Source organism: Glutamicibacter endophyticus, from assembly GCF_048457885.1.
Classification (GTDB): Bacteria; Actinomycetota; Actinomycetes; order Actinomycetales; family Micrococcaceae; genus Glutamicibacter; species Glutamicibacter endophyticus.
Genome location: NZ_CP174200.1, coordinates 3,176,675 through 3,201,239 on the forward strand (window position 1 = coordinate 3,176,675; position 24,565 = coordinate 3,201,239).

The 24,565-nt window shown below is 64.1% G+C and carries 20 protein-coding genes; 6 read left to right on the top strand and 14 right to left on the bottom strand.

Annotated elements, in window-relative coordinates; translation table 11 throughout:
• Positions 1-4 precede the first annotated feature (4 nt).
• Positions 5-1,345 carry an MATE family efflux transporter gene (locus ACJD00_RS14840; RefSeq protein WP_418907667.1) on the bottom strand — a complete coding sequence of 447 codons (1,341 nt, stop codon included), beginning with the start codon at positions 1,343-1,345 and terminating at the stop codon, positions 5-7.
• A gap of 45 nt (positions 1,346-1,390) precedes the next feature.
• Here ACJD00_RS14840 and chrA point away from each other — a divergent pair, with 45 nt between their 5' ends.
• On the top strand, positions 1,391-2,593 hold the full coding sequence (gene chrA, locus ACJD00_RS14845; protein ID WP_418907668.1) for a chromate efflux transporter: 1,203 nt from the start codon (positions 1,391-1,393) through the stop codon (positions 2,591-2,593).
• Positions 2,594-2,623: 30 nt separating this feature from the next.
• Positions 2,624-3,457, top strand: coding sequence for a hydrolase (locus ACJD00_RS14850; RefSeq protein WP_418907669.1), 834 nt, complete (start codon positions 2,624-2,626; stop codon positions 3,455-3,457).
• On the opposite strand, the gene ACJD00_RS14855 is transcribed toward ACJD00_RS14850, so the two are convergent.
• The 4 genes from ACJD00_RS14855 to ACJD00_RS14870 are packed head-to-tail and all read right to left on the bottom strand — an operon-like array spanning position 3,454 to position 7,573.
• Positions 3,454-4,572 carry a hypothetical protein gene (locus ACJD00_RS14855; RefSeq protein WP_418907670.1) on the bottom strand — a complete coding sequence of 373 codons (1,119 nt, stop codon included), beginning with the start codon at positions 4,570-4,572 and terminating at the stop codon, positions 3,454-3,456. The two genes, ACJD00_RS14850 and ACJD00_RS14855, sit on opposite strands and share 4 nt — an antisense overlap.
• A 58-nt stretch (positions 4,573-4,630) precedes the next feature.
• Complete coding sequence (locus ACJD00_RS14860) at positions 4,631-5,311, bottom strand: response regulator (RefSeq protein ID WP_418907671.1); 681 nt, start codon at positions 5,309-5,311, stop codon at positions 4,631-4,633.
• Positions 5,308-6,474 carry a sensor histidine kinase gene (locus ACJD00_RS14865; protein ID WP_418907672.1) on the bottom strand — a complete coding sequence of 389 codons (1,167 nt, stop codon included), beginning with the start codon at positions 6,472-6,474 and terminating at the stop codon, positions 5,308-5,310. Before ACJD00_RS14865 ends, ACJD00_RS14860 begins: the two co-directional genes overlap by 4 nt.
• Positions 6,475-6,514: 40 nt before the next feature.
• On the bottom strand, positions 6,515-7,573 hold the full coding sequence (locus ACJD00_RS14870) for a DUF2867 domain-containing protein (protein WP_418907673.1): 1,059 nt from the start codon (positions 7,571-7,573) through the stop codon (positions 6,515-6,517).
• 81 nt (positions 7,574-7,654) lie between these two features.
• On the opposite strand from ACJD00_RS14870, the gene ACJD00_RS14875 reads away from it, so the two are divergent.
• Positions 7,655-8,206, top strand: a complete 552-nt coding sequence (locus ACJD00_RS14875) for a TetR/AcrR family transcriptional regulator (RefSeq protein ID WP_418907674.1) — start codon at positions 7,655-7,657, stop codon at positions 8,204-8,206.
• Positions 8,207-8,210: 4 nt separating this feature from the next.
• On the opposite strand, the gene ACJD00_RS14880 is transcribed toward ACJD00_RS14875, so the two are convergent.
• Both ACJD00_RS14880 and ACJD00_RS14885 read right to left on the bottom strand, forming a co-directional pair.
• Positions 8,211-8,987, bottom strand: coding sequence for a lysostaphin resistance A-like protein (locus tag ACJD00_RS14880; protein ID WP_418907675.1), 777 nt, complete (start codon positions 8,985-8,987; stop codon positions 8,211-8,213).
• 175 nt (positions 8,988-9,162) lie between these two features.
• On the bottom strand, positions 9,163-11,169 hold the full coding sequence (locus ACJD00_RS14885; protein WP_418907676.1) for an amidase: 2,007 nt from the start codon (positions 11,167-11,169) through the stop codon (positions 9,163-9,165).
• Positions 11,170-11,380: 211 nt separating this feature from the next.
• Here ACJD00_RS14885 and ACJD00_RS14890 point away from each other — a divergent pair, with 211 nt between their 5' ends.
• Together ACJD00_RS14890 and ACJD00_RS14895 are read left to right on the top strand one after the other, a co-directional pair.
• The gene (locus ACJD00_RS14890; protein ID WP_418907677.1) at positions 11,381-11,944 is read left to right on the top strand and encodes a TetR/AcrR family transcriptional regulator; all 564 of its coding nucleotides are present in this window, start codon (positions 11,381-11,383) and stop codon (positions 11,942-11,944) included.
• A 97-nt stretch (positions 11,945-12,041) separates the two neighbouring features.
• Positions 12,042-12,554: an HAD hydrolase-like protein gene (locus ACJD00_RS14895; protein ID WP_418907678.1), complete on the top strand. Its 513-nt coding sequence runs from the start codon at positions 12,042-12,044 to the stop codon at positions 12,552-12,554.
• On the opposite strand, the gene ACJD00_RS14900 is transcribed toward ACJD00_RS14895, so the two are convergent.
• The 3 genes from ACJD00_RS14900 to ACJD00_RS14910 all read right to left on the bottom strand — a co-directional run bounded on the left by ACJD00_RS14900 (position 12,555) and on the right by ACJD00_RS14910 (position 16,340).
• A complete protein-coding gene (locus tag ACJD00_RS14900) occupies positions 12,555-13,253 on the bottom strand; it encodes a potassium channel family protein (protein WP_418907679.1) in 699 nt (232 codons plus the stop codon).
• On the bottom strand, positions 13,246-14,616 hold the full coding sequence (locus ACJD00_RS14905; protein WP_418907680.1) for a TrkH family potassium uptake protein: 1,371 nt from the start codon (positions 14,614-14,616) through the stop codon (positions 13,246-13,248). Before ACJD00_RS14905 ends, ACJD00_RS14900 begins: the two co-directional genes overlap by 8 nt.
• A 143-nt stretch (positions 14,617-14,759) precedes the next feature.
• A complete protein-coding gene (locus ACJD00_RS14910; RefSeq protein WP_418907681.1) occupies positions 14,760-16,340 on the bottom strand; it encodes a metallophosphoesterase family protein in 1,581 nt (526 codons plus the stop codon).
• A 276-nt stretch (positions 16,341-16,616) separates the two neighbouring features.
• Here ACJD00_RS14910 and ACJD00_RS14915 point away from each other — a divergent pair, with 276 nt between their 5' ends.
• Entirely contained in the window at positions 16,617-18,938 is a 2,322-nt protein-coding gene (locus ACJD00_RS14915) for an FdhF/YdeP family oxidoreductase (protein ID WP_418907682.1), read from the top strand.
• An 89-nt stretch (positions 18,939-19,027) separates the two neighbouring features.
• Here the strand turns inward: ACJD00_RS14915 and ACJD00_RS14920 are convergent, their stop codons facing one another.
• The 4 genes from ACJD00_RS14920 to ACJD00_RS14935 all read right to left on the bottom strand — a co-directional run bounded on the left by ACJD00_RS14920 (position 19,028) and on the right by ACJD00_RS14935 (position 24,471).
• Positions 19,028-21,103 (bottom strand): ABC transporter ATP-binding protein, encoded by a 2,076-nt coding sequence (locus ACJD00_RS14920; protein WP_309409754.1) that lies wholly within the window; start codon positions 21,101-21,103, stop codon positions 19,028-19,030.
• Position 21,104: 1 nt separating this feature from the next.
• A complete protein-coding gene (locus tag ACJD00_RS14925) occupies positions 21,105-22,838 on the bottom strand; it encodes an ABC transporter ATP-binding protein (protein ID WP_309409756.1) in 1,734 nt (577 codons plus the stop codon).
• Between the two features lie 148 nt (positions 22,839-22,986).
• Positions 22,987-23,859, bottom strand: a complete 873-nt coding sequence (locus ACJD00_RS14930; protein ID WP_309409758.1) for a P1 family peptidase — start codon at positions 23,857-23,859, stop codon at positions 22,987-22,989.
• A 57-nt stretch (positions 23,860-23,916) separates the two neighbouring features.
• Complete coding sequence (locus ACJD00_RS14935) at positions 23,917-24,471, bottom strand: hypothetical protein (RefSeq protein ID WP_418907683.1); 555 nt, start codon at positions 24,469-24,471, stop codon at positions 23,917-23,919.
• Between the last annotated feature and the right edge of the window lie 94 nt (positions 24,472-24,565).

Here is a 24,565-nt window from a genome sequence, read left to right on the forward strand (position 1 = left end):
CGGGCTACTCCCCCAGCCGCATCCAGGCGGTGCCGCGGGCGCGCACCGAGAGGGTCAAGCCGCGCGCGGCCATATAGCCGAGGGCGAAGGCAATCCAGATCCACAAGATCGCCGTCGCGGGACTCTGCGCAAATACCTGCACCGCCCACAGCATGGGTAGGTACACCACCATATTCAGCAGGCCCACCAAACCCAGGTACTTCGCATCGCCGGCGCCGATGAGCACGCCGTCGAGCACGAACACCAGCCCGCAGAGCGGCTGAGCCACCGCGAGCACCCAGAGTCCCGGGGTGGCCAGCGCCTGCACCTGCGCGTCGGAGGTCAGCAGTTTCGGGAAAACCCAGGACAGCGCGAAGAGGAACAGCCCGGTCAGCACGCCGAAGTAGAGCCCCCAGCGGCTCATCACACCAGTGAGCGTGCGCACCGCGGGGGCGTCGCCGGCGCCCAATTCCTTGCCGATCAGCGCCTGGGCGGCGATGGCCAAGGCATCCAACGCGAAGGCCAAGAAGGAGAAGATGGTGAAGACCAGCTGGTGGGCCGCCAGCGTGCTCGGGCCGCTATTGGTGGCCACCACCACGGTGGCCAGGAGCGCCACGCGCATGGTCAGGTTGCGCAGCATGAGCCAGGACCCGACCTGACCGGTGGCGATGAACCCGCGATAGGTGGGACGGATGGAAACCTTGGCGGCGCGAATGCGCGGCACCAGCAGCCACAGGTACACCGCGGCCATCATCCACTGGGCGATCGAGGTACCCAGCGCCGCGCCGGCCACCGACATGCCCAGCGGGTAGACCAGCACGAGGTTCAGTAGCGCGTTGATCGCGAAGCCCACGGTCGCCACCAGCAGCGGGGTTTTGGTGTCCTGCATGCCGCGCAGCACGCCGGTGGCCGCCAGCACCAGCAGCATGGCGGTCAGCCCGGGCAGCGAGTAGTGAATGTAGTCCACCGCGAAGTCCAAAGTCGGGCCGCTGCCGCCCATGGCGCGCACCAGCGGGCGCGCCCCGAGGAGCCCGGCGATGCTGAGCAGCACGCCCAGGGCCACCGCGAACCACATGCCGTCGCGCCCGGCCGCCATGGCCCGGGGCATATTTCCGGCGCCGATGGCGCGCGCCACCGCGGGGGTGGTGGAGTAGGCCAGAAACACCATCAGTCCGACGGCGGTTTGAATGATGGTGCTTCCCAGCGCGGCCCCGGCCAGTTCGGCGACCCCAAGATGTCCGACGATGGCCGTGTCGGCCAGCAGGAAGAGCGGCTCGGCGATCAGCGCGCCGAAGGCGGGCACCGCCAGGGCCAGGATGCGCCGGGCCAGCGACCGGGAGGGGTGGGAAGTTTTCGCGTCATTCACGGTTTCCAGCTTAGATTCAGCGCTGCGCCGGGCAATAATTGAGTCATGCGAACTCACCCACCGGGCAGCGCCGGCGAAGTGTTCACCGCCTTTCTCCGTCTCGGGCTGACCGCCTTCGGCGGCCCCGTCGCCCACTTGGCCTATTTCCGGGAGGCCTTCGTCGCCCGACGCAAGTGGCTGAGCGAGGACGAGTACGCCGACACCGTGGCCCTGTGCCAGTTCCTGCCGGGGCCGGCCTCAAGCCAGGTGGGCATGGCGCTGGGTTTGCAGCGGGCCGGTTGGCGCGGGATGCTCGCGGCCTTTACCGCCTTCACCTTGCCTTCGGCGATCCTGATGCTGCTGTTCGCGGGCAGCGCGGTGTTCCTCGGGCAGACCCTGGGCAGTGGCTGGCTGACCGGGTTGAAGGCCGCCGCGGTGGCGGTGGTTGCTCAGGCGGTGCTGGCGATGGCTAAGAACTTGGCCGCGGAGAAGATCCCGGCGGTGTTGGCGGCCGCCGCCTTCGCGTTGGTGTTGCTGGTGCCCGGGGCCTTCAGCCAGCTCTTGGCGATTCTGCTGGGCGCGCTGGCCGGACTGTTGCTGCTGCGGCGCTCGACACCGGGCGAGGCAGGGTCGAGAAACGCCAGCCGCCGACCGGTGTTGCCGATGGCCGTGGCCGTGAGCGCCCTGGTGCTTTTCGCGGTGCTGCTGCTCGGGTTGCCGGTGCTGGCGGCGCTCACCGGCAATGATGCGCTGGTGCTCTCGGAGATTTTCTACCGGGCCGGGGCGCTGGTCTTCGGTGGCGGGCACGTGGTGCTGCCGCTGCTCGAGGCCCAGCTGGTGCCCACCGGGCTGATCGATCACGACCTGTTTTTGGCCGGTTATGGTGCCGCGCAGGCGGTGCCCGGGCCGCTGTTTACCTTCTCGAGCTACCTCGGGGCGCTGAGCCAGGATTCGTTGGCGCCGCTGGCCGGGGCCGGGTTGGCGGTGCTGGCCATGTTCCTGCCCGGGGCGCTACTGGTGGCCGGGGCCTTGCCCTTCTGGCAGCGGCTGCGCACCTGGGCTCCGGCTCGGCGGGCGCTGATTGGGGTGAATGCGGCCGTCGTCGGTATTTTGGGTGCCGCGCTCTACGATCCGGTCTTTACCGCCGGGGTGACCTCGGCCGGCACGCTGGCCCTGGCGGTGGCCGCCTTTGTCGGGCTGCACCGGTTGAAGCTTGCGCCGTGGCTGGTGGTGCTGGGCGCGGCGGTGCTTGGCCAGTTCTTCTTCTAGGCTCCGCCTCACGGGATTACACTGGGGCCCATGGACGCCACTTTGCAACGCTGGCAGTGCGCCACCTGTGCCACCGAATTCGATCCGGCTGATCAGTTGCCGCAGTTGTGCCCGATTTGCGCCGATGAGCGCCAGTATGTGCCCGACGGGGTGCAGCGCTGGGTGACCGCTGGGCAGTTGCTCGACGCCGGTCACCGGGTGCGGATCACCGGGATCGAGCCGCGGCTCTACGCCCTGGACGTGGAACCGGCGGTGGGGATTGGGCAGCGCGCCAAGCTGGTGTGTACCGAGGGCGGGAACCTGCTCTTCGATGTGCCGCCGGTGCTCGATGACAAGTGCGTGGCGCGGCTGCGCGAGCTCGGAGGTGTGGCGGCGATCGTGGCCAGCCACCCGCATATGTATGGGGTGCAAAGCGCCTACAGTGCCGCCTTCGACGACGCCCCGGTGTATGTGGCCGCAGTCGATGCGCACTGGGTGCAGTTCGAATTCGCCGCGATCCGGCACTTCGACGCGGGCTTCGAGCCGTTACCCGGGCTGCGTCTGGAGATCGTCGGCGGGCATTTCCCGGGCAGCACCGTGGCGCTGTGGGCCGATGGGGCCGAGGGCCGTGGCGTGCTGTTGGCCGGGGATGCGATTTTCCCGGTGGCCGATGGCAATGTGACCTTCCTGCGCAGCTACCCGAACCGCATTCCGCTCTCCGGTCCGGTGGTGCGCCGGATCGCCGCGCAGGTCACGCAGTGGGACTTTGATCGGCTGTATAACAACTTCACCGGGGTGCTGCCGCGGAACGCTCGGCGGATCATCGGATTTTCCGCCGAGCGTTACGCGCGTTGGGCCGAGGGCGCCAACGACCACCTGACCTAGCCTTCGGCGGCGCGGTAGCGCGCATAACCCCAGGTGGCGAGGGCCAGCAGCGGGCCCCAGGCCCAGAACGGCAGCATCAGGGCGCTGGCCCAGTGCAGCTGCCCGGCGGCAATGAGCACGAGTTCTTGCGCCCCGCCGGCGGTGAAGAGCACCGCCACCGTCAGCGCCGGGATCACCGCCAGCCGGGTAGGCACCGGTTGCCCGCCGATGCCCGGGACCCAGTGCGGGAAGCGGGTGCCCCAGGGCCGTACCAGCCCGATGGTCAGCAGCGCCCCGAGCAGCATCGCTGCGCCGAGCATCAGCCCGGTGGCGAACATGCTCGGGTCGTCGGCAAACTTCTGCGCATCACCGCCGAAGAGCGGCCATGGGGTCAGCCACGAGATGCGGGCGAGGACATAGGGCAGTGGGCAGAGCGCGGCGAGCACGGTGAGCGTCACCCGGTGGCGCTGCACGGATGCCCCGAGCCCGCCGAAGGCGACGGCGGAGGCGCTGACCCCGCGCACCATCCCGAGTCCGGCGAAGATGATCAGCCCAAGGGCGGTGGCGTAGCGCACCGGCTCGTCAAGCACGGTGGTGGCAAACTTTACGTAGAGTACGCCGAGCGGAAAGTGGCCGGTGAGCGCCAGTACCAGGACCCCTAACGCCGGTAGCGACACGGCCAGGGCCAGCCAGGGGCGACGTCGGGCCAGGAGCAGAATCAGTGCCAGCAGGCCCAGCGGCAATGACAGTGCGAGCGTATATCCGGCGATGACGATTCCGTCGAAACCGATGAGACATAAGGCAACGAGCGCGGCGGCCACGGCGGCCAGCGGCGGGAGGGTTCGGCCGAGCCAGTCAGGCCGCGTGGCGGGCAGCAACCCCGTGGTCAGGGTCAGGGCCCCGGCCGCGGCCAACAGTGCGGCCGCGGCGATGCTGGCACCCTGGCCGATGCCGAGCAGTTGTTCCAGCGGGGTGTTGCCGGCCGCGAAGGGTCCGGCGGCCGGAATCAGCAGCCAGAGTAGGCCAAAGGCCAGCGCCGCGGCACAGAGAATGATGCTGGCCCAGCCCAGCGGGCCGTTCTCGGGGTAGCGATCGTGGGTGGTCGGTAATGTGCGGTTGGTTGCTTGAGTGTTCATGGTTCAAGCCTCGCTCTCGTCATGGTGCGTGCGCTTCGCCCGGCGGGGCGGGACCGGCTCACCCGTGCGGGTGAGTTGGCACGGCCTGCGCTCCCCCGGGTTCGATCACGCCGTGCTCGTAGGCCCAGATCACCACCTGAATGCGATCGGCGAGCCCCAGCTTGGCCAGAATCGACTTCACGTGGGTTTTGACCGTATTGCCGGTGAGGTAGAGGGAGCGGCCGATGGCCTCGTTGGAGGCGCCGCGCGCCAGGAGCAGCGCCACCTCGCGTTCGCGCGGGCTCAGCGGCGCAAGGGCCTGCTCGCCGTCGGAAGGTATGCGATGGCGCGCATATTTCAAGAGCAGTGCCGTGGCCCGCGGGGATACCGCGGCGTCCCCCGCCGCCACCTGCACAATCGCCTCGGCCAGTTCCGCCGGATGGGCGTCCTTGGTGAGAAATCCGCTGGCTCCGGCCCGGATGGCGCCGAAGACGTACTCGTCGACGTCGAAGGTGGTCAGCACCAGCACTCGGGTCTCCGGGCGCAGGGTGCGCACCGCCTGCGTGGCGCGGATCCCGTCCATTTGCGGCATGCGCACATCCATCAGGACGACGTCGACCGCGTGGGCGCGCACGAAGTCCACGGCCTCGGCCCCATCGGCCACGGATCCGACGATCTGCAATCTCGGATCGGCACCGAGCACGGTGCCCAGCGCGTCACGGAGCAACTCCTGGTCATCGGCGAGCAGGACGTGGATCATGTGCCCGCCCCCGCCGGCAGGGTGACGCGGATGCTCCATCCGTCCCCGCGCTGCACCTCGAGATGACCACCGGCTTGGCGGACGCGTTCGGCCATGGCCAGCAGGCCGGTACCCGCGCCCGGATCTTCTCTGGGCCCGGCGCCTCCGTCGTCGGTGACGGTCAGCCGCACTTCCTTAGCGGCCCACGCCAATTCCACCCGCACACTGAGTGGAGGCCGCAGGTGGCGTACGGCGTTGGTCAGCGCCTCCTGGGCGGCGCGGTAAAGGGCCAGTTCGGCCTCGGGGGCCAGTTCTCGAATCTGGCCGGTCTGCCGGAAGCTCAGCTGATGCTCCGGTGAGCTGGCGGCGGCCACCAAGTCGGCCAGCGCGCCTAAACCCGGCACGGGTTGCGTCCCGGCGGGAGGCGCTTCCGGGTCTTCCTCGAGTACCCGGAGCATCCCGCGCAGTCCTTGCAGCGCCGAGCGCCCGGTCTGCGCCACCCGGCTGAGCGCCTGAGCGGTCTCTTGTTCCCTGGTGAGCACCCGGGCCGCCTCGGACTGCGCGATCATCACGGTGAGCGAATGCGAGACCACGTCATGTAGGTCCCGAGAGATACGGGTGCGTTCGGCGGCGATCGCCTGGCGTATTTGGGCCTGTTGTGCGCTCAGTACGGCCGCGCGGCGGCGCCGAGCTGAGCGGCCCCAGAACCAGGCGGCCCCGACCACCGCCGCCAATGCGGTGGCTTCGAAGGCCAGCAGCATCAGGTCACGTTGTTCATAGCTGATGGCGTCCACCGCGGTGATCAGCAGGGCCCCGAGCAGCCCCACGCCCAAACCGGTCAGCGCCGTGGGCCGCGGTTGGGTTGTGGCTAGTTGCCATTGCAGCAGCAGGAAGGTGACCGTCGAGGGCAGCAGCGCGGCGCTCGAACTGCCCAGATCCCCGGCGAGCGCCAGGGCGAGCATCAGCAGGGCGCCGAGACCGAACCCCGCGCGCGGGAACCAGACACAGAGGAACCCCGCCAAATGCAGTGCCACCGCCAGCGCGCCGATCCACGGCACAACCCCGTCCCAGCCGGCGGGCTCGGCGAGCTGAAGCAGCGCGGCGATGCTCAGCGGCAGGCCGATGGCGCAGATCAGCATGGCCGCTACGAGCGGCGCGCGGGTCTCGGCAGAGGTTGGGCTCACGGCTTCATCCTGCCACGTGGGATCGGGCCGGCACCTCCCCCTAACGGGTGATCCCTGAGGCCTTCATCAAAGCGGGAGCTTCGCGCACCATAACGCTCGTGGCATTGAGATGCACCGGCAATAAGATGCGCCAAAGCATTCGTCCTGCCGGCCGCCGGTAGCGGACAAAGGTGGCCAAGCTGAGACGGTCCCCTACGGCGCAGATCACGAGCTGTCCCGTCAAGGAGCGGGACGCCGACGACAGTCGCACCCATCCATCCCCGCGGGATTCGATCGGCCAGCCGGCGATGGTCTCGGAGGTACCCAACTCGGCCAGGGGAAGGCGCAGTACCTTGCGCCAGATCCATTGACCCGGCGTACCGGCAGCATCGCGCAGCAGAATCTGCGCCCACTCTTCGGCACTGGCTCGCACCTCCGTACGGATCGAGACGCAGTCCACAGCATCAACCTCCGGCGCGCCCAGGGCGCGAATTTCTGATGTGACGGCCTCGCCACGAGTTCCTTCGACACGACCGTGTTCCGCGGTCAGACGCGAGAGCCAGGCCCGTTTCCACTGCCGCGTCAGCGAGGGATAGACCAGGAGTCGACGGAAGGGAAGGATGGCCGCGAGATAGGCCCGACCGAACCAGTTGCGCGGGCGTACGAGCACGGCAAAGCGTAGTTCCCAGCCCCGAGCACCCTGCACCCAGCCAAGGTGCATAACCGCGTGGGTGGTGGCGTTGGCGATTTCGCTGGCGTATTCATTGGGCAAGCGATACAGCGGGCGGAACACTTCTACAGGTTCTCCCTCGACGGTTCCACAGAGGTCCTCGGGTAGTTTCTCTGTGAGCGACCGGGATGCGGCACCCGGCGCATATTCGTCCCTGTCCCACCCAAATATCGCGCCCAGCCGCCAGCGTAGCGCGAATAGCGCACGTACGACCGGCGACGAGTTCCCCGGAGCCCCGGCCTCACGGATGGCCTCAAGGAGCGCGGGAAAGTCTTCCGGCCCGGCGCCCGGAGTGTGGATCGACCATAGGTCTTCGAGTACAAACCCGTCGGCGATCTGGTGGATCCGCCGCGGGTGGTTGTAGTGCACGGAATTGCGTAGGCGAGCCATGGTAGCCTCCATCTATACGGATACGTATAAAAGGAGTCTAGCGCTTCTATACGCAGGCGTATAGATTTAAGGAGATTGAGCATGGCCAATGCACGTACCCCGAGAGATGAATGGATTCGCGCGGGTCTTAACGCGCTTGAGCGCGGTGGTCCGGGCGCTGTACGCGTGGAATCGATCGCCAGCACTCTTGGGGTCAGCAAGGGCGGGTTCTATGGATACTTTTCGGGACGCGACCAATTGCTCGACGAGATGCTCGCAACGTGGCAACATGAGGCCGCGAACGCGGTGATCACCGAGGTAGAAGCCGCCGCTGGCGATGCCACCGCTCGGCTTGCCGCCCTACATCAGAGTGTCGACGCACGCGCCGACCGAACCGGACTCGAGCTAGCGGTCCGAGAATGGGGAAGACGCGACCCCGCCGTTGCACGCCGTCTCGCTCAGGTCGATGCCGCCCGCATGGACTACCTGCGTGAGCTCTTTCTCGAAGTGACTGGAGACGAGGAAGAGGCACTGACCCGCGCCGCGACGGTCCTTGCCGTGTGGATGACTGGGTACCTCATGCGCTACGACTGCGCCGGGCGAACTCATGACGAGATAAAGAATCTCACCATGCAACGCACCCTCGACAGGTAACTTCCTAAACGCCCAGGCCCGGCAACATCGGTGCAAGCGTGTAGCTCACCGTCAGCGCGATCCCGTTATTGACCACGTGCATCATGTAGGCATAGGCCAGCGACTTGCCGGAAAGGATGTAGGCCAGCGACATCAGCACCCCGAGGAATAGGTAGGGCAACACCTGCACGATGTTGGTCAGTTGCCCCGAGCCCACGAAATGGATCGACGCGAAGAGCACCGTGGATATGACCGCGCAGATCCACACATTGACCCGACGCGAGAGTTTGCCGATGAGCAGGTGACGGAAGAGGTATTCCTCTACGAAGGGCCCAAAGAGCGCGGTCACCGCAAACATCACCGGGAAGGGCACCACACTCGTCATGGACTGCAGCGCCTGTTGATTCTCGCTGATTTCAGGACCGCCGGCAAGCATGGCCACCGCCGCGGAAACGATGATGGTGGCGAACCAACCCGCCGGTAGCATGAGCCATTTCACCCAGGGCAGATAGCGCATGGTCGCGAAGGACTCGAAGAACTGCTGCCCGCACTGGATCATTGCCAAGATGAAGAACCCCGAGTACAGGATGAGGTTCACCCCGAACAGCGCCGCCTGGTCGCTCGGGAAGGCCTCCATATAGCCCGGCACGAGGGTGAGCAGGGCCGCTCCCCCGCCAACGAACAGGAGTAGGTACGCGAGCACCGTGAAAAAGTCTCCACGGTGGAACCGTCCAGCATCGAACACCCTTTGACGTCGCCGCGGAGGGAAATATGCCGGAGGCCCAAACTGCGATTGCTGCATAATCCCTACCCTACCCAGCACGTCTGTGAGTGGGCCGATTGGACACCGGATAGGCCCGATCCGGAGGCACACGGCAAGCGGTATCGCGCCCGATGTCGCCGGAGCGCGCGAACTCAGGATTGCGAGGAGGGGACGGTACCGTCCCCTCCTTCCGCCCAAGCCGACAGCGCAAGGGCTATGCCTCGGCGAATGCACCTGCCGCACGGCCGGAGGCGTTGACCACATGAGCCACGGCCAACACCTGGCTGATCACCGGGTTACTGGCAACCTCGGCCGGCACAATTTCTGGTCCGATAATGGCGCTGGCCTCCCAGCGATCCCCGTCGCGGGTGGTGGGGGTCTGCTCCCCGTTGATGGTCAGCTGCACCTGAACGCCCTCGGCCTGCTGCACGGTGCCGGTCACGGTGACCAGGCGGGCGCCCTCGTTGTACGCCGGCTCGTGAATGCGCAGCTCCTCGATGGTGATCTCCGGCGCCGGGCCCTGGGCCGAACGCTCAAGCAAGGGCAGCGTGTCGGTGGGCAAGGCAGGGGCCAGAGCCGGGACGCCACGCAGCCGCGCGGCCGCGTCAAAGGCGTAGCCGTAGGCGAGCAGGTTGCTATCGTCATAGGCCGCACCGGCGATGGTCAGGCCCACCGGCATGTCGATGTCCTCCATGATGCCCATGGGTACCGTGATCGAAGGGATACCGAAGTGGCGCAGCACGTAGTTGCCATTGGAGAAGAACACGCCATTGGCCCAAGCCTTATCCGCGGACTGCGGGTTCACGTCCGCGTCGGCGGGGGCCACGTCGGCATTGGCCGGGAAGACGATGCCGTCGAGCTTCAACTCGGCCAGCCAGTCCTCGAAGTATTCCTTCCGCATGGCTTCTAGGGCATGGAGGGCCTCGGAGAAGCCCGGCAGCTCGGAGGCGATGGCGCGCCCCTGCCCGGCCAGCGCCACCATATCGCGGTAGCGGTTCTCATAGTCCTCGACCTCTTCGTAGCGGTCGGGTAGCGAACCGGCCGGCGCCGGGAAGATCTGCAGGTGGTCCACGTCGGCCAGCCGGTTGAGCTTCGGGTCGTTATTGGCACGCAGGAAGGCATCCCAGCCGTAGGCGAGCAATTCGTTGAACTCGCGGTCCATCCAACCCTCGGGCAGGGTGCCGAGCGCGGCCAGGCTTTCTCCGCCCGGGATGGCACCCTCGTACTTCTCCACGACCGGCAGATCCACCTCGATCACCTCGGCGCCGAGTTCTTCGAGCTTGGCCTTGGCCTGCTCCCAGAGCTTGAGCACGCTGGGGCGTACCTCGATGGGGAAGTTCTCATCCTTGCCCAAGTACATTTTCGGGGCACCAAAACGCTTGCCCTGCAGTGCCTGGCCGTCGCCGAGGGCGCGGTAGCTGGCCGGACGCACCTCGCTCAGCGGAGGAAGTTCCACGGCCTTTTGGTCGCGCCAGAAGTCGCCGGTGGTGATCTCGTCCTCGGCCACCAGCACGTCGAGCACGCGCAGCATGTCCGCCATGGTGCGCGTGTGCGGTACGACCACGTCGCGGGTGGGGAACAGCGGCCAGTTACCGCGAATGGAAATCACGCCACGCGAAGGGGTGTAGGCGCACAGCGAGTTATTTGAGGCCGGGCTACGTCCCGAGGAGACGGTTTCTTCGCCCATGCCGAAGGCGCTCATATTCGCGGCAGTGGAAACCCCGGAGCCGTTGGAGGAACCGGAGGCAAAGGCGGCGGGCAGGAAGTTGGTGTTGTACGGGCTTTCGGCGCGTCCGTAGACGCCGCGCTGCATGCCGCCATCGGCCATTGGCGGCATATTGGTCTTGCCGACGAGCACGCCGCCGGCTTGGCGCAACTGCCCCACGCTGAAGGCATCGAACTGTGATTCGAGGTCCTTGAAGGCCGGCGAGCCGCTGGCCACGGTGAGGCCGCGGGCCATGTAGCTGTCCTTGACGGTGAAGGGCACGCCTTCGAGTTCGCGGGCGTTTCCGGCGGCTCGTCGCTCATCGGCGGCGGCGGCTTCGACGAAGAGTTCGGGGTTCAGCACGGGCACGGCGTTGAAGCGAATGCCGGAGCGGTCGTAGCGTCCGATGCGGGCCAGGTAGGCGCTGACTAGTTCCACCGAGGTGGTCGCGCCGGTCTCGAGCGCCTGGGTGATCTCGTCGATTCCGGCCTCGATGAGGTTGAACGGTGTTGCCATGTGTTCGTGATCCTTCGAATCTGTCTTTATCCGGTCCCTCATGCTGCGTGGCTGCGACCGGTGGAGTGCTCACATCCATTATTGACTGGATTTTCAGTTAAGCATAGTCTGGCAGCGAAAAAAGTTGTCGACGAGGTCAGAACTTTCCCGCCGGCAGACAGCCTCGCTAGGGTTGTTTCCTGTAGTCGCGAACGAAATATTGGAGTGGAATATGGCCGCCGGAAACCCGGAACGCATTTTGGCCGCCTGTGCGGCCTGCATTGCCGAGCACGGGGTGCGCGGCCTGCGCGTCACCGACGTCGCCAAACGAGCCGGCGTATCCTCGGGGCTGCTGTATTACCACTTTGAAGATCGCGACGGCTTGCTCGCCGCCACACTGGAATATGTCAACGCCACATCACTGGCCTCACGGCAGGGACAGGAGGCGACCGGGGAACAGGCCGCGGCCGAAATCACGCGTCGCCTGCTGGCCGAAATCGACGAAGATCCCGAAGTACGGGGGAACTCCATTGTGTGGAACGAGATCCGGGCTATCGCCGTATTTGAGCAGACGTTGGCCGGGCATCTGGCCAACTCCACCAGCGCCTGGCAGGGCGTGATCCGAGACCTAGTCACCGGCCACGGCGTCACCGATCCGGCCGTGGCCGAACGTAGCGCACTACTGCTGACCGCCCTCGTCGAAGGGCTTTCCGGACGGTGGCTCAGTGGACAGATCAGTGCCGCCGAGGCACGCGAGGCCTTGGAATCCGGCATCTCGGCCCTGCTGTCGACCTAGCACCACGCGGTATCGTTCACGGGAATTTCACCGGCGCCCAACCGGGTGTACACACCGGACACCACTGGGCGTCACACCGCGCCGTTAGCGTCTTGCCATGACGATTACCACCTTGGCACCGGAGACCCTGTACACCATGGATGCGGTGTTCTTCGATTTCACCTCAGCATTGCGGCAGGGGTCCGGCGGCGATCCCGCCGGGTCCGCGACGGATCGCATCGACGAATCCGCCCGGCAGCTGGTGCGTTCGCTCTACCGTGCCGGAGTTAAGCTCGCCGTGCTCGGTGCCGCTACCGAAGCCGAACTCCTACCGGTCCTGCGCCGGGCCGGCATCCTCGAGCTGATCAGCGTCATTGTCACCGCCGAGGAACTCTCCGGACATGCGCCACACGTTTCGGCCGCGGCCCTGGCCGCTCGGCAGCTGGGCCTGCACCGTTCGAGCCGCGTGGCGGTTTTCGCCGATACCCTACCCGGAGTGCAAGATGCCCTTCAGGAGGGCATGAAGGCGATCGCCGTGAGCGGCGGCAACCCCACCCTGGCGTTCGAATTGACCACGCAACTGGTGGTCCCTCGAATCACCCTCGACTGCCTTGGCCTGAAGTTGGCCTGATCAGCCCGGTAGCTGCCCGAAGGCCTCGGTGTCCTTGGTCGGCCCCAACACCAGAATGCGCTCCCCTGGCCGCAACACGGTGGCCGCGTCGGCGTTCTGCCACTTACCGTCGGCATCCGCATGCGCGGCAATGGTTACCCCATAGTGCTTACGCAGATTGCTATCGCCCAGTCGTAGCCCCTGCAGTACCTTCGGCACGGTCATCTTCACCATGGCATAGCCGCGTTCGACCTCCACATAGTCCATCATCGACCCGCGCACCAGGTGTGCCACTCGGCGCCCCATATCCTTATCCGGATACACGATGTGATGGACGCCGAGCTGCTCCAGGATCAAACCGTGCTGGTCGTCATGGGCCTTGGCCCAGATTTCAGGAACCCCCATCTTCAGGAGTTTCGAGCAGGCCAGGATGGAGGACTGCAGATGGCTGCCGATGGCCACGACCACGCGATCAAAATCGGCCAGGGATAGCTGCTCGAGCGTTTCGAGCTTGGCCACATCGGCCTTCACCACCTGGGTCAGCTCGCCGTTGAGAGACTGCACGGTCTCTTCGTTCGAGTCGATGCCCATCACGCTGGCGCCCGTGCTCATCAATTCGAGAGCCAGCGAGGTTCCGAAGCGGCCCAGGCCGAGAACGGCCACCGAATCGGCTTGCGCGATCTTCTTGGCGGCGTTCCGACCGCCGATAATGTTAACCAATGGCTGGCCTTTCCTTGGGTAGTTCATACACTAATTTCTTGTCTCGTAGCGCAAGCGCGGATCCGAGCGAGAGCACGCCGACGCGGCCGGTGAACATGAGGACGATGACAACGATCTTTCCGGCGGCCGGTAGGTCTGGAGTAATTCCGGTAGACAGCCCCACCGTGGCGAAAGCGGATGCTGCCTCGAAAAGGCACTTGTCCAGCGAATGCTCCGTGATCAGCATCAGCGCCATGGTGCCCACAAACACCGCAGCCACGGCGAGTAGCACCACGGCAATAGCCTGGCGGTGTACCGAACGCGAGAGTCGCTTGCCGAAAATATTGACCGCACCCTCACCGCGCAACTCGGTTGAGAGGATGAAAAACAACACCGCGAAAGTGGTGATCTTGATGCCGCCAGCGGTACCGGCGGGTCCACCACCAATGAACATCAGTACGTCCATGCCCAGCCACGTGGCCGGATGCATCTGTCCGATATCTATGGAGTTGAATCCCGCCGTACGCGTTTGCACGGAATGGAAGAAGCCTGCCATGAGCTTCTCCGGCGGTGACAACGGCCCCAGCGTGCCCGGGTTCGACCACTCGAGCCCGGTGATAAACACCGTTCCAGCCACCAGCAGCATCGCGGTGCCCGCCAGCACCAGCTTGGTATTCATGGACCACTTCAGGCGGTTTCGGGCGTACTTACGCAGCTGCAGTAGGACGGGGAAACCCAACCCGCCAAGGATGATCGCGCCAGCAATCGGCAGACAGATCCAGGGATCGGTCACGAACCCCATGAGACTGTCAGAGAAGAGCGCGAAACCAGCGTTGTTGAATGCCGACACCGAGTGGAAAACGCCCAGCTCAATCGAGCGCGGCACCGAATAGCCGTAGCCGAGGTAGAACCGGCCGATGAGCATCAGTGCCACAATCGCTTCGATGAGGAAGGTGGTCTTGACGATGCCCAAAACAGTTCCGCGCACGTTGTTGCCTTCAACTGCCCGCGCCTCTGTCTGGGTGGTCATCTTGGTACGCAAACTCAGCTTGCCAAGGATGCTCAACGAAATGAGCGAAGCGAGCAGCATAATGCCCATTCCGCCGATCTGGATCAGCATGAGGATAATTCCTTGACCGAACCCGGAGAAGTCGTTGGGCGTGTCCAGCACGACCAATCCCGTGACGCAGACGGCCGAAGTGGCGGTAAACAGTGCATCGATGAAAGCAATTGGCTGACCGTCCGCCGAAGCCCACGGCAAAGCCAGCAGCATCGCGCCAATCAGGATGGTGAAAGCGAACCCACCGACGACGGTCCGCGCCGGTTGGGCAACCACGCGGGCACCGTGCACTCGTATTTGGGGCTTGCCTTTGATGACGCCCATAACCTACCTGAGTTTTCGCTACTGCCTTCCGCATTTCGCAAAAGGCCTTACGAATGGATGATCATACGCCTACCCGGCGGCTAGTCAAACGTTAGCTGCACCACAGAAGCGGTACGTGGATGATCCGTGGTGCAGCCGTGAGGTTAGGCGTTTCTGGGCACTGGGAGATCGATGGACTTGATCAGTTCTTGACTCATGAAGTCCCATGCCTCGATGCGTATACGATCCCTAAAGGTCTTGACTCGCAATCCCGAAGCCCGCTCGCCGGGCAGCGCCACCTCGGAGTAGTCTCCACCCAGCGTGTACTCATTGGCCAGGGCCCCGGTATTGACCACCATGGGCCCACGTTTGCTGCTCCAGGCATCGGAACCGCCGTGATATTCGCTAGCCCAGTCGTCTAAACGTAGCGACCAGTGGGTGTGGCTGGTGAGCATCACGACGTTAGGGTTTTCGGCAAGTAATTGCTTGAACCGCTCTCGGTGGGCTCCAAAATCGTCGCGGTAGAAATTAATGAATGTGCCCGAAACGCTGTTGTCCAGAACATAGTGGCTAAAGAGCAACACCGGCTTTCGTTGCTCCTTCCAATAAGCGAGGCGTTCTTCGAGCCACGTCAGCTGTTCCTCGGAGAAGTCCACAAAGGGCCCCGACCCGGTGTTCTCGTTATAGTCATAGCCTTCGCTCCCGATGACCAGCATCGGGGTCTGCCCGATCATCTGCTCCTGCCACACCTTTTCCTGCCCGGTGTACTTCAAGAAACGTTGCAAGTAAGTTTGGGATCCTTCGCGTCCATAGAATTCATGATTTCCGTTGGCGTAGAAGATCTGTCCGGAACGGTGCCCCTGGCTTGATTCCAAGGCTTGGGTGAATGCTTCCCAGTTCGCGGTACTGCCTTGGCTGACGATGTCACCGTTAATCATTAGGGCGTCGGCCGAGTCGGGTAGTGAATTCAGCAGCGGCAACGCATGGTCCGTGAGGTGTCGGTTGCCGGTGGCACCCTGGATGTCGCTGACTACATCGAGCACGCCGGTAGGCTTGGCACTGGTTTCTGGTAGCGGCGCGACCACCTCGACGTTATCGATGGCCCAGAACCAGTTGTTCGCCGAGTCGCGGTAGTTGAACTCGAAGTTCACCTTCTTCGCTCCCTGCGGGACGGTGAAGCGTACGACTTCGCGTTTGGAGGCCACATCCTTGCCGGCATTATCCGAGGCGGCGGAGCGGTCGTAGGTGAGCACCGTTTGCGGGTGCTGTCCCGGCATATTCATTATGATGTCCGCGCTTTGTTGCCCGCGCCCCTGCCGGTAGTGGCTGTCGAAACGTAGCTCATAGGTGCGTCCGGCTTCTACGGGAATCATCGGTGTTTTCATGTGGCTGGAAAACGAACCGTTCGTTGGCGCATTCTGGTCACTTTCAACCACGGCCATCGGGCCGGCGGCGCGAGTGAACGACTGTCGCAAATCGGTGCCCCAGCGTTGCACAAACTCATCGCGGGTGTGAAGGGTGAAACCTTCCCACCCTTGCGCCATGCCCTCGGTGTTCTCGTGGGTGAAGGACCAGCCGCGCGGGATCCTTCCCTTATCGAATCCCTCGAACCAGACCCGCTGCTCGGTGAAGCTCCTGTCGGCCCCGTCGGTTCCAGGCGGTGCGGCAAGAGCTGTCGTAGGAACAAGAGGTAGTAGCGCGCAGGCCGCAAGCGTCGCGGCGAGGGTACGGCGAGAAGTCTTCATCGATCATCCTTGGTCTGTCATCCGTGCTCCCGAGGAGCAACCTATCTCTACAAGTCAGCCAGCGAAAGATGACTACTACGCGACCGGAATATGTACGGAAGCCAAAGCAGGCACCCGCTGCGGCGAATACTTGGTGAACGCTCACGAAAAGCGGCCCGCGCGGCGAGTTCCTGGGAACGGTCGGACGCTGGCGCGCGGACTCCCGAAACCTATTCATCGCCAAGATCACGCGATAGGGTACGAGTTAACTTCCCCCACCGAAGGACTGTGCGCACCGTGAGCTCATCGAAAAATCAGCAAACAAACAGCATCCCCGAGGCCCCAGACGACTCCGCGAAAGTCAAGAAACCCGAGTTTCACCCCTACCACCATCCTGCCGCCGGATGGGGCGCGGCAAAGAGCGTTGGACGGGTCCTTTTAGAGCAGGGCCAACTCGTCGATGGATCCCGGGCAATTTTCCGGATGAATCATGAAAACAAGGGCTTCGACTGCCCGGGGTGTGCCTGGCCCGATGACACCAAGGGACTACGACTCGATATCTGCGAGAACGGCATCAAGCACGTCACCTGGGAAATGACACGCAAACGCGTCGGCGCAGAGTTTTTCGCCGAGCATTCGGTCGCCGAGCTTTCCCAGTGGACCGAACACGAGCTCGAGAACCAGGGGCGGCTAACCGAGCCGATGCTCTACGACGAGGCCAGCGATCACTACGTTCCCATCTCTTGGGCGGAGGCCTTCGAGGTCATTGGCCGCAACCTACGTGAACTAGAGAACCCCGATCAAGCGGCCTTTTATACCTCTGGGCGCCTCGGCAATGAGGCCACGTTCCTCTACCAACTCTTAGCCAGAGAGCTGGGCACCAATAACCTGCCGGACTGTTCCAACATGTGCCACGAAGCCAGCGGCCGGGCCCTGCAGGCGGCGCTAGGCACGGGCAAGGGCACCGTAGACCTCGAGGATTGGGAAGTCACCGACGCCCTGTTCGTCATCGGCGTCAACGCCGCCAGCAACGCTCCGCGCATGCTTACCTCCTTATCCGAGGCCTACCGACGTGGCGCCCAAATCGTCCACATCAACCCGCTTGTCGAGGCGGCCGCCACCCGGACCATCGTCCCGCACGAGATGCTCGACATGGCCACCTTCCGGAGCACGAAGACCAGCACGCTGAACTTCCAGCCACGCATCGGCGGAGACATGGCGCTGGTGCGGGGCATGGCCAAGGCGATCTTCGAGATGGCCCTGAGCGATGAAAAGGCGTTGGACCGCGAATTCATCGAACGACACACCACAGGGTTCGAGGACTACCGGAAGCTGTGCGAGTCGACCGACTGGGCGGAACTCGAGCACCAATCCGGGTTGAGCCGGGCAGACATCCTGGCGGCGGCTCAGGTATACCGCGATGCCGACCGGAGCATCATCAGCTGGTGCTTGGGCGTCACGCAACACGAACATGGGGTGGACACCGTCCGTGAGATCACCAACTTGCTGCTCATGCGGGGCAACTTGGGCCGTGAGGGTGCCGGGCCTTCTCCGATACGCGGACACAGCAACGTGCAGGGCAACCGTACCTGCGGCATCAACCATCGGCCGCGTGAAGATTTCCTCGACCGTCTCGACGAGGTCTGCGGCATTAAGGCGCCGCGCCATCATGGCCTGGACACGGTGCAATGCATCGAAGCCATGCGACGTGGTGAGGTAAAGGTGTTCGTGGGTATGGGCGGCAACTTCGCCCTGGCGGCCCCGGACACCGAGTACACCTTCGAGGCATTGCGCAACTGCGAACTGACGGTTCATGTGAGCACCAAGCTAAATCGTAGCCATCTGGTGCACGGCCGTACGGCGTTGATACTGCCCTGTTTGGGGCGCACCGAGAAGGACCAGCAGGCCGAAGGACTTCAGAGCACCTCGGTGGAGGACTCGATGAGCATGGTGCATCTCTCGGTCGGCATGAAACAGCCGGCCTCCGAGCATTTGCTTTCCGAACCGGCCATCATCGCCGGGATCGCCCAGCATGCGCTGCCGCAGAGCGAGACGCCGTGGCAGTGGTACGTCGACGACTATGATCGCATCCGCGACACCATGTCACGGGCCCTGGTTGGTTTCGAAGACTTCAATCGCCGGGTGCGCCTGCCCTTGGGTTTCCGAATCAAGCAGCCCGCCCGCGAGCTGGTCTTCCATACGCCCTCGGGCAAGGCCGAGTTCAGCGCGTCCCCTTTGCCCGATGTGGTGCCAGCCTCTGGAACGCTGGCCCTGGGCACGATGCGCTCACATGATCAGTGGAACACCACTATCTACTCGGATAATGACCGCTACCGTGGGGTGAAGAATCTGCGCACGCTGATCTTCATGAACGCCGAGGATATGGCCGAACGAGGCATCGACAAGCTTCAGTCGGTGGATATTGAAAGCACCGCTCGCGACGGGTCCACGCGCTCGCTCGAGGGTTACCTGGCCGTCCCCTATGACATTCCCCGCGGCTGTGCCGCCGGGTACATGCCGGAGATGAACGCACTGTGTGCGATCGGGGATTACAGCACGCAGAGCGACCAGCCCATTATGAAGCACCTCAAGGTGCGGGTCACCCCGGCTCGGCACTAGCCCCCGCGTTAGGTCCGGAACGAGCAAGAGCGCTGTGGCGCGGTCACCAAAGGGTTACCGCGCCACAGCGCTCAATGCATGGTCCTCGCCTAGTGGGCCTGATCCTCGGCGAGCGGTTCGGCGACCGCCGCGTCGGTGACCGGGGTGACGCTGGTATCCGGGTTCGCGTCGATATCTTCGGCGGGGCCGGAGAACTGCGACTGGTACAACCGGTAATAGGCGCCCTCGGCCGCCAGCAGGGTTTCGTGGTTGCCCTGCTCGACAATGCGACCGGCCTCCATCACGAGGATGGTATCCGCGTCGCGAATGGTCGACAATCGGTGCGCAATCACGAAGCTCGTGCGGTCGCTACGCAACGCGGCCATGGCCTTCTGCACGAGCACCTCGGTTCGGGTATCCACCGAGCTGGTAGCCTCGTCGAGGATCAGCAGCGACGGGTTGGCCACGAAGGCGCGGGCGATGGTGATCAGCTGCTTCTCACCGGCCGAAACATTCGTTCCTTCCTCGTCGATGACCGTCTCGTAGCCGTCGGGAAGTGCACGCACGAAACGGTCCACATAGGTGGCCTTGGCCGCGGCGATGACTTCCTCGTCGGTGGCCTCGAGGCGACCGTAGCGGATGTTCTCCATAATGGTGCCGCCGAACAACCAGGCGTCCTGTAGCACCATGCCCACCTTGGACCGCAGATCTGCACGGGACAGGTCCGTAATGTCCACCCCGTCGAGCACAATGCGTCCGCGGTTCAGCTCGTAGAACCGCATCACCAAGTTCACCAAGGTGGTCTTTCCGGCCCCGGTCGGACCGACAATGGCCACGGTGTGCCCCGGGTCGGCGTCGAAGGAGAGATCTTCGATCAGCGGCTTGTCCTTGGAGTAGGAGAAGCTCACGTTCTCGAAGGAGACGTGCCCATCGGTGCGGGCCGGCAGCTCGCGGGTGGCGTTCTCCGGGTCCTGCTCCTCGGCATCCAGCAATTCAAAGGTGCGCTCGGCCGAGGCCACACCGGACTGCAACATGTTGGCCAGGCCGGCCATCTGCCCCAGCGGCTGGGTGAACTCACGCGAGTACTGGATGAAGGCCGTGGCATCGCCCAGGCTCAGTGCACCGGAGGCCACGCGCAGGCCACCGACCACGGCGATGCCCACGTAGGACAGGTAGGAAATGAACTGCATCACCGGGAAGATCATGCCGGACATGAACTGTGCGCCGAAGCTGGCCTTGTACAGTTCGTCGTTGCGCTTGTTGAAGCGCTCGACCATATCCTGTTCGCGACCGAAGACCTTCATCAGCTCATGGCCGGAGAAGGACTCCTCGATCTGCCCGTTCAGTGCGCCGGTGTTCTTCCACTGGGCCGTGAACTTCCCCTGCGCCTTCGAACCGATCACGCCGGCGGCAATACCGGAGAGCGGCAGGGCCACCAACGCGATCAACGCCAGCTGCCAGGAGACGATGAACATCATGATCACGATGCCCAAGACCGTCAGCACGGACTGAATCAGCTGGCTGATGGCCTGCTGCAGGGCGTTTTGGATGTTGTCCACGTCGTTGGTGACGCGTGAAAGCACATCGCCACGCTGCCTGGTATCGAAGTAGTTCAGCGGCAGGCGGTTGAGCTTATCCTCGACGTCCTTGCGCAGGTTGTAGATCACCCGCATCACCAGGCGGTTGAGCAACCATCCGGAGGCCCACATGAAGATCGAGGCCACAAAGTACATGGACAGCACGATCAGGATGTATCGCGAGAGCAGGGTGAAGTCGATCCCCTGGCCCGGTACGAAGTCGATCCGGTTGAGCATATCGGCCTGGGTGGTCTCCCCGGCGGCACGCAGCTGCTCGACGAGACCTTCCTTGGTGGCTCCCGGTGGAAGCTCGATCCGTTGCCCGAGGACGCCGGCGAAGATCACGTCCATGGCCTTACCCAGCACACGCGGGGCAATGACCGAAAGCACCACGTAGACCGCGATCAGGCCCAAGGAGATGAAGACACCGAGCTTGTGCGGGGCGAGCAGCCCGACGAGGCGTTTGGCCGATGGCCAGAAGTGCTTGGCCTTGCGCACGGGTGCGGCGTCGCCGAACACGTCGGTGGAGCCAGCGGTATCAAATTCGTCGACCTCGGCCAGCTCCTGATCCACCGCCGTGGTGGTTCCGCTTTCTTTCTTCCGCGCCATCCTAGGCCACCTCCTCGATGCTCATCTGAGATGCGACGATCTCTTGGTACGTTTCGGAGGTTTCCAGCAGTTGCTCGTGGGTGCCACGCGCCACGATCTGGCCTCCGTCGAGCACGAGAATCTGATCGGCTCCGGTAATGGTGCTCACGCGCTGAGCCACGATAATCACCGCGGCATCGCGGGTGGGTTCACGCAACGCCGCACGCAGCTTGGCGTCGGTGCTCACATCCAATGCGGAGAAGGAGTCATCGAAGAGGTAGGTCTTCGGCTTCGCCGCCAGGGCGCGGGCAATGCATAGCCGTTGCCGCTGACCGCCCGAGATGTTGGTACCGCCCTGGGAGATCCGTGCATCCAGCTCTTCGTCGCGTTCGGCCACGAAATCGGCGGCCTGCGCCACCTGCAGCGCCTGCCACAGGTCCTCGTCTGTCGCCGATTCGGCACCGAAACGCAGGTTGCTGGCAATGGTGCCGGAGAACAGGTAGGGTCGCTGCGGCACGGCGGACACATTGCGCGAAATCACGCTACGGCCCAGTTCCTGCACCGGACGCCCACCAATCAGCACCTGCCCCTCGGAGGCATCGTAAAGCCGCGAGATGAGGTTCAAGAGCGTGGTCTTACCGGCGCCGGTGGAACCGATAATGGCCGTGGTCTGGCCCGGCTCTGCCTTGAAGGACAGGTTCTTGAGTACCGGTTCCTCGGCGCCCGGGTAGCCGAAGCTGACATCGCGGAATTCCACGGTGCCCGGAGTGGGAAGCTCGAGCTCAACATCCGGTGCCTCGGTCATCGACGGTTCGGTCGACATGACCTCGTCGATACGTTCGGCCGAGACCATGGCACGCGGGATCATCATGGCCATGAAGGTACCCATCATGACGGCCATGAGGATTTGGAGCAAGTACTGCAAGAACGCGGTCAGCGCTCCGACCTCAACCTGCCCGGAATCCACGCGGTGCCCACCAAACCACAGCACGGCGGCCGTGGCCAGGTGCATGATCATGCCGATGGCCGGGAACATGAGCACGAAGAGGTTACCGACCTTCACGCCCAGTTGGGTCAGCTTGTCGTTCGCATCGGCGTAGCGTTCGGTTTCGTGGCGTTCGCGCACGAAGGCGCGCACCACGCGGATGCCGGTGATCTGCTCGCGCAGCACCCCGTTGATTCCGTCGATGCGGGTCTGCATCTGGCGGAACAGCGGCATTAGCTTCAGAACCAGCACACCCACGACGACCAGTACGACGGGCACCGACACCCAGACCAGCCAGGAGAGGCCGGGATCTTCGCGGACCGCCATGATCACGCCACCGATGGACATGATCGGAGCGTTGACCATGAAGTTCAGCATCATCAGGGTCAGCATCTGCACCTGCTGCACATCGTTGGTGCCGCGGGTGATCAATGTGGCCGCACCGAACTTGTTCACGTCCTGCGCGGAGAAGGTGGTGACGCGTTCGAAGATGGCATGGCGCAGGTCGCGCCCCAGTGCCATGGCCGTGCGCGCGCCAAAATAGACGGCACCGATGGCGCTGGCCACCTGTGCCAGCGCGACCAGCAGCATCAGCCCGCCGGTGCGCCAAATGTAGTCGATATCGGATTGGACCACGCCGATGTCGATGATCTTCGCGTTGAGACTCGGCAGATAAAGCGTGGCGATGGTTGTGATGAGTTGGAGGATCAACACCGCGATGATCCACCCGGTATACGGTTTGCTATGTTTCAGAATGAGCTTCAGAAGCATGTTTTCCCTCAAGGACTCTCAAATCGGGAGCCACCACCGCCGACCGGTTGCGGGCAGCGTGAATCCCGAGCGATCAATAGTCTATGCAGGGAGTAGGACGCTTTGAGTCATCCTTGCGGTTGATTTTTCTCAACCAATATACTTTTGCTCAGCGCTCCACTTGCCGGATGGCCGCATTGGCCGCCTGCACGGCCAGCAAACGCACCACATCCACATGGGCCGAGACTTCTCCGACGGACGCGGCGATCACGGCGTCGCCGTCGAATCGCGTATGTGGTGGATGCAAAGCTCGGGCCAACCCATCGTGGCCACCCTGAGCCACGACGTGGCAGGCGACCTTGTCCAAGCGCGCGTTGGTCAATACCACCCCGATGGTGGTGTTCGAGCGGGGGGTCTTCGCACCCGGTTCCATGGCGGTTAGTGCGGCCAATACCGAGGCGGTGTCGGCCGTGGACTCCCCCACGTCTCCGAAGGCGTTGACCGCGAACAGCGCGCCGACCACCACATCATGGTAGCGGCGTTCGGCGTAGACAATGCCGCCAGGATAGTGACCGGCCGCTCCTCGCCAATTGCCGGCATAGGCGCCGGTACCAGCGCCCATCGCGCCGGTCACCACAACCCCTTCGGTGGCATCGCGTGCGGCAAGGTAACCGTGTTTGGCTTCGGGGCGGGTGACGGCCTGCCCCACGGCCAAATCGTAGAGGCCGAGCGCCGGAACAATCGGCACCACACCGGCGGGCGCGGGTACCCCACGACCCTGTTCCTCCAGGTATTGCATGACCCCGTCTGCGGCGGCCAACCCGAAGGCCGACCCGCCGGTCAACAGCACCGCGTCGATTTGCGCCACGGTTTTGTCCACGGAGAGCACATCGAGCTCACGGCTGGCCGGGGCACCGCCGCGGATCTCCACCGCGCCGACGGATCCCTCGGGCAGCCGGATGACGGTGCATCCGGTTTGCGCTTCGTGGTGCGTCCAGTGGCCCACGGCGACACCGGGTAGAGACATTCGTTCTTCACTCATGACAACCTCCCGCAATTCAGCATGTGCTTGTGGCCGCCGGATGTCCAGAGCCTTAGGTTAGCGGCCCTCACCGCGTCCGAGCTTGCTGACCTTTTTCGGTAGCTTACTCACCTTGGGCGCGGCGGGCTTGGCCGGCGCAGCTTTTTCTTCCTGGGTGGCTGGCTTCTGCTCGCTGGACTCGGTGGGAAGTTTACGTACCTTGGTCGCGACGCCACTGGGTCGTTTGGTTGCTTTTCCGGAGGGCTTGCCAAGCGATGCGGGCTGATCGGTCACCGGGTGCTTCTTCAGCTCCACGAGTTTGCCGGGCTTGATCTTGGGCTCTGGTTCGGGTTCGCGCAAGACCTTGCGCGCAACGTGATTCGCCTCGTGGACCGCGGCGCGCAGGAACCACCAGACAAAGAGGTAGCCCACGGTACCGAAGATTGCTGCCGCCTTCGCATCGCCGGCGATGGCGAACAGCCCGGCGACGCCTAGCATCACCAGCGACCAGTGCATGGCGCTGCGGACATAGGGCCACGCCGCATAGTGCCCCTCCACCCACGCATGATCGCTACGGGTGGTCCACTTGGTGCGTAGGCCCAAGGAGCCGGGCGCCAAGCTGCGGGATTTCATGGCACCGAAGAGCATGGCACATAGCCCGCATACGCAGGCTAAGCTCATGAGAAATGCGATGACCAAGGGTACGTACATGCTTCTGAGAGTAGCA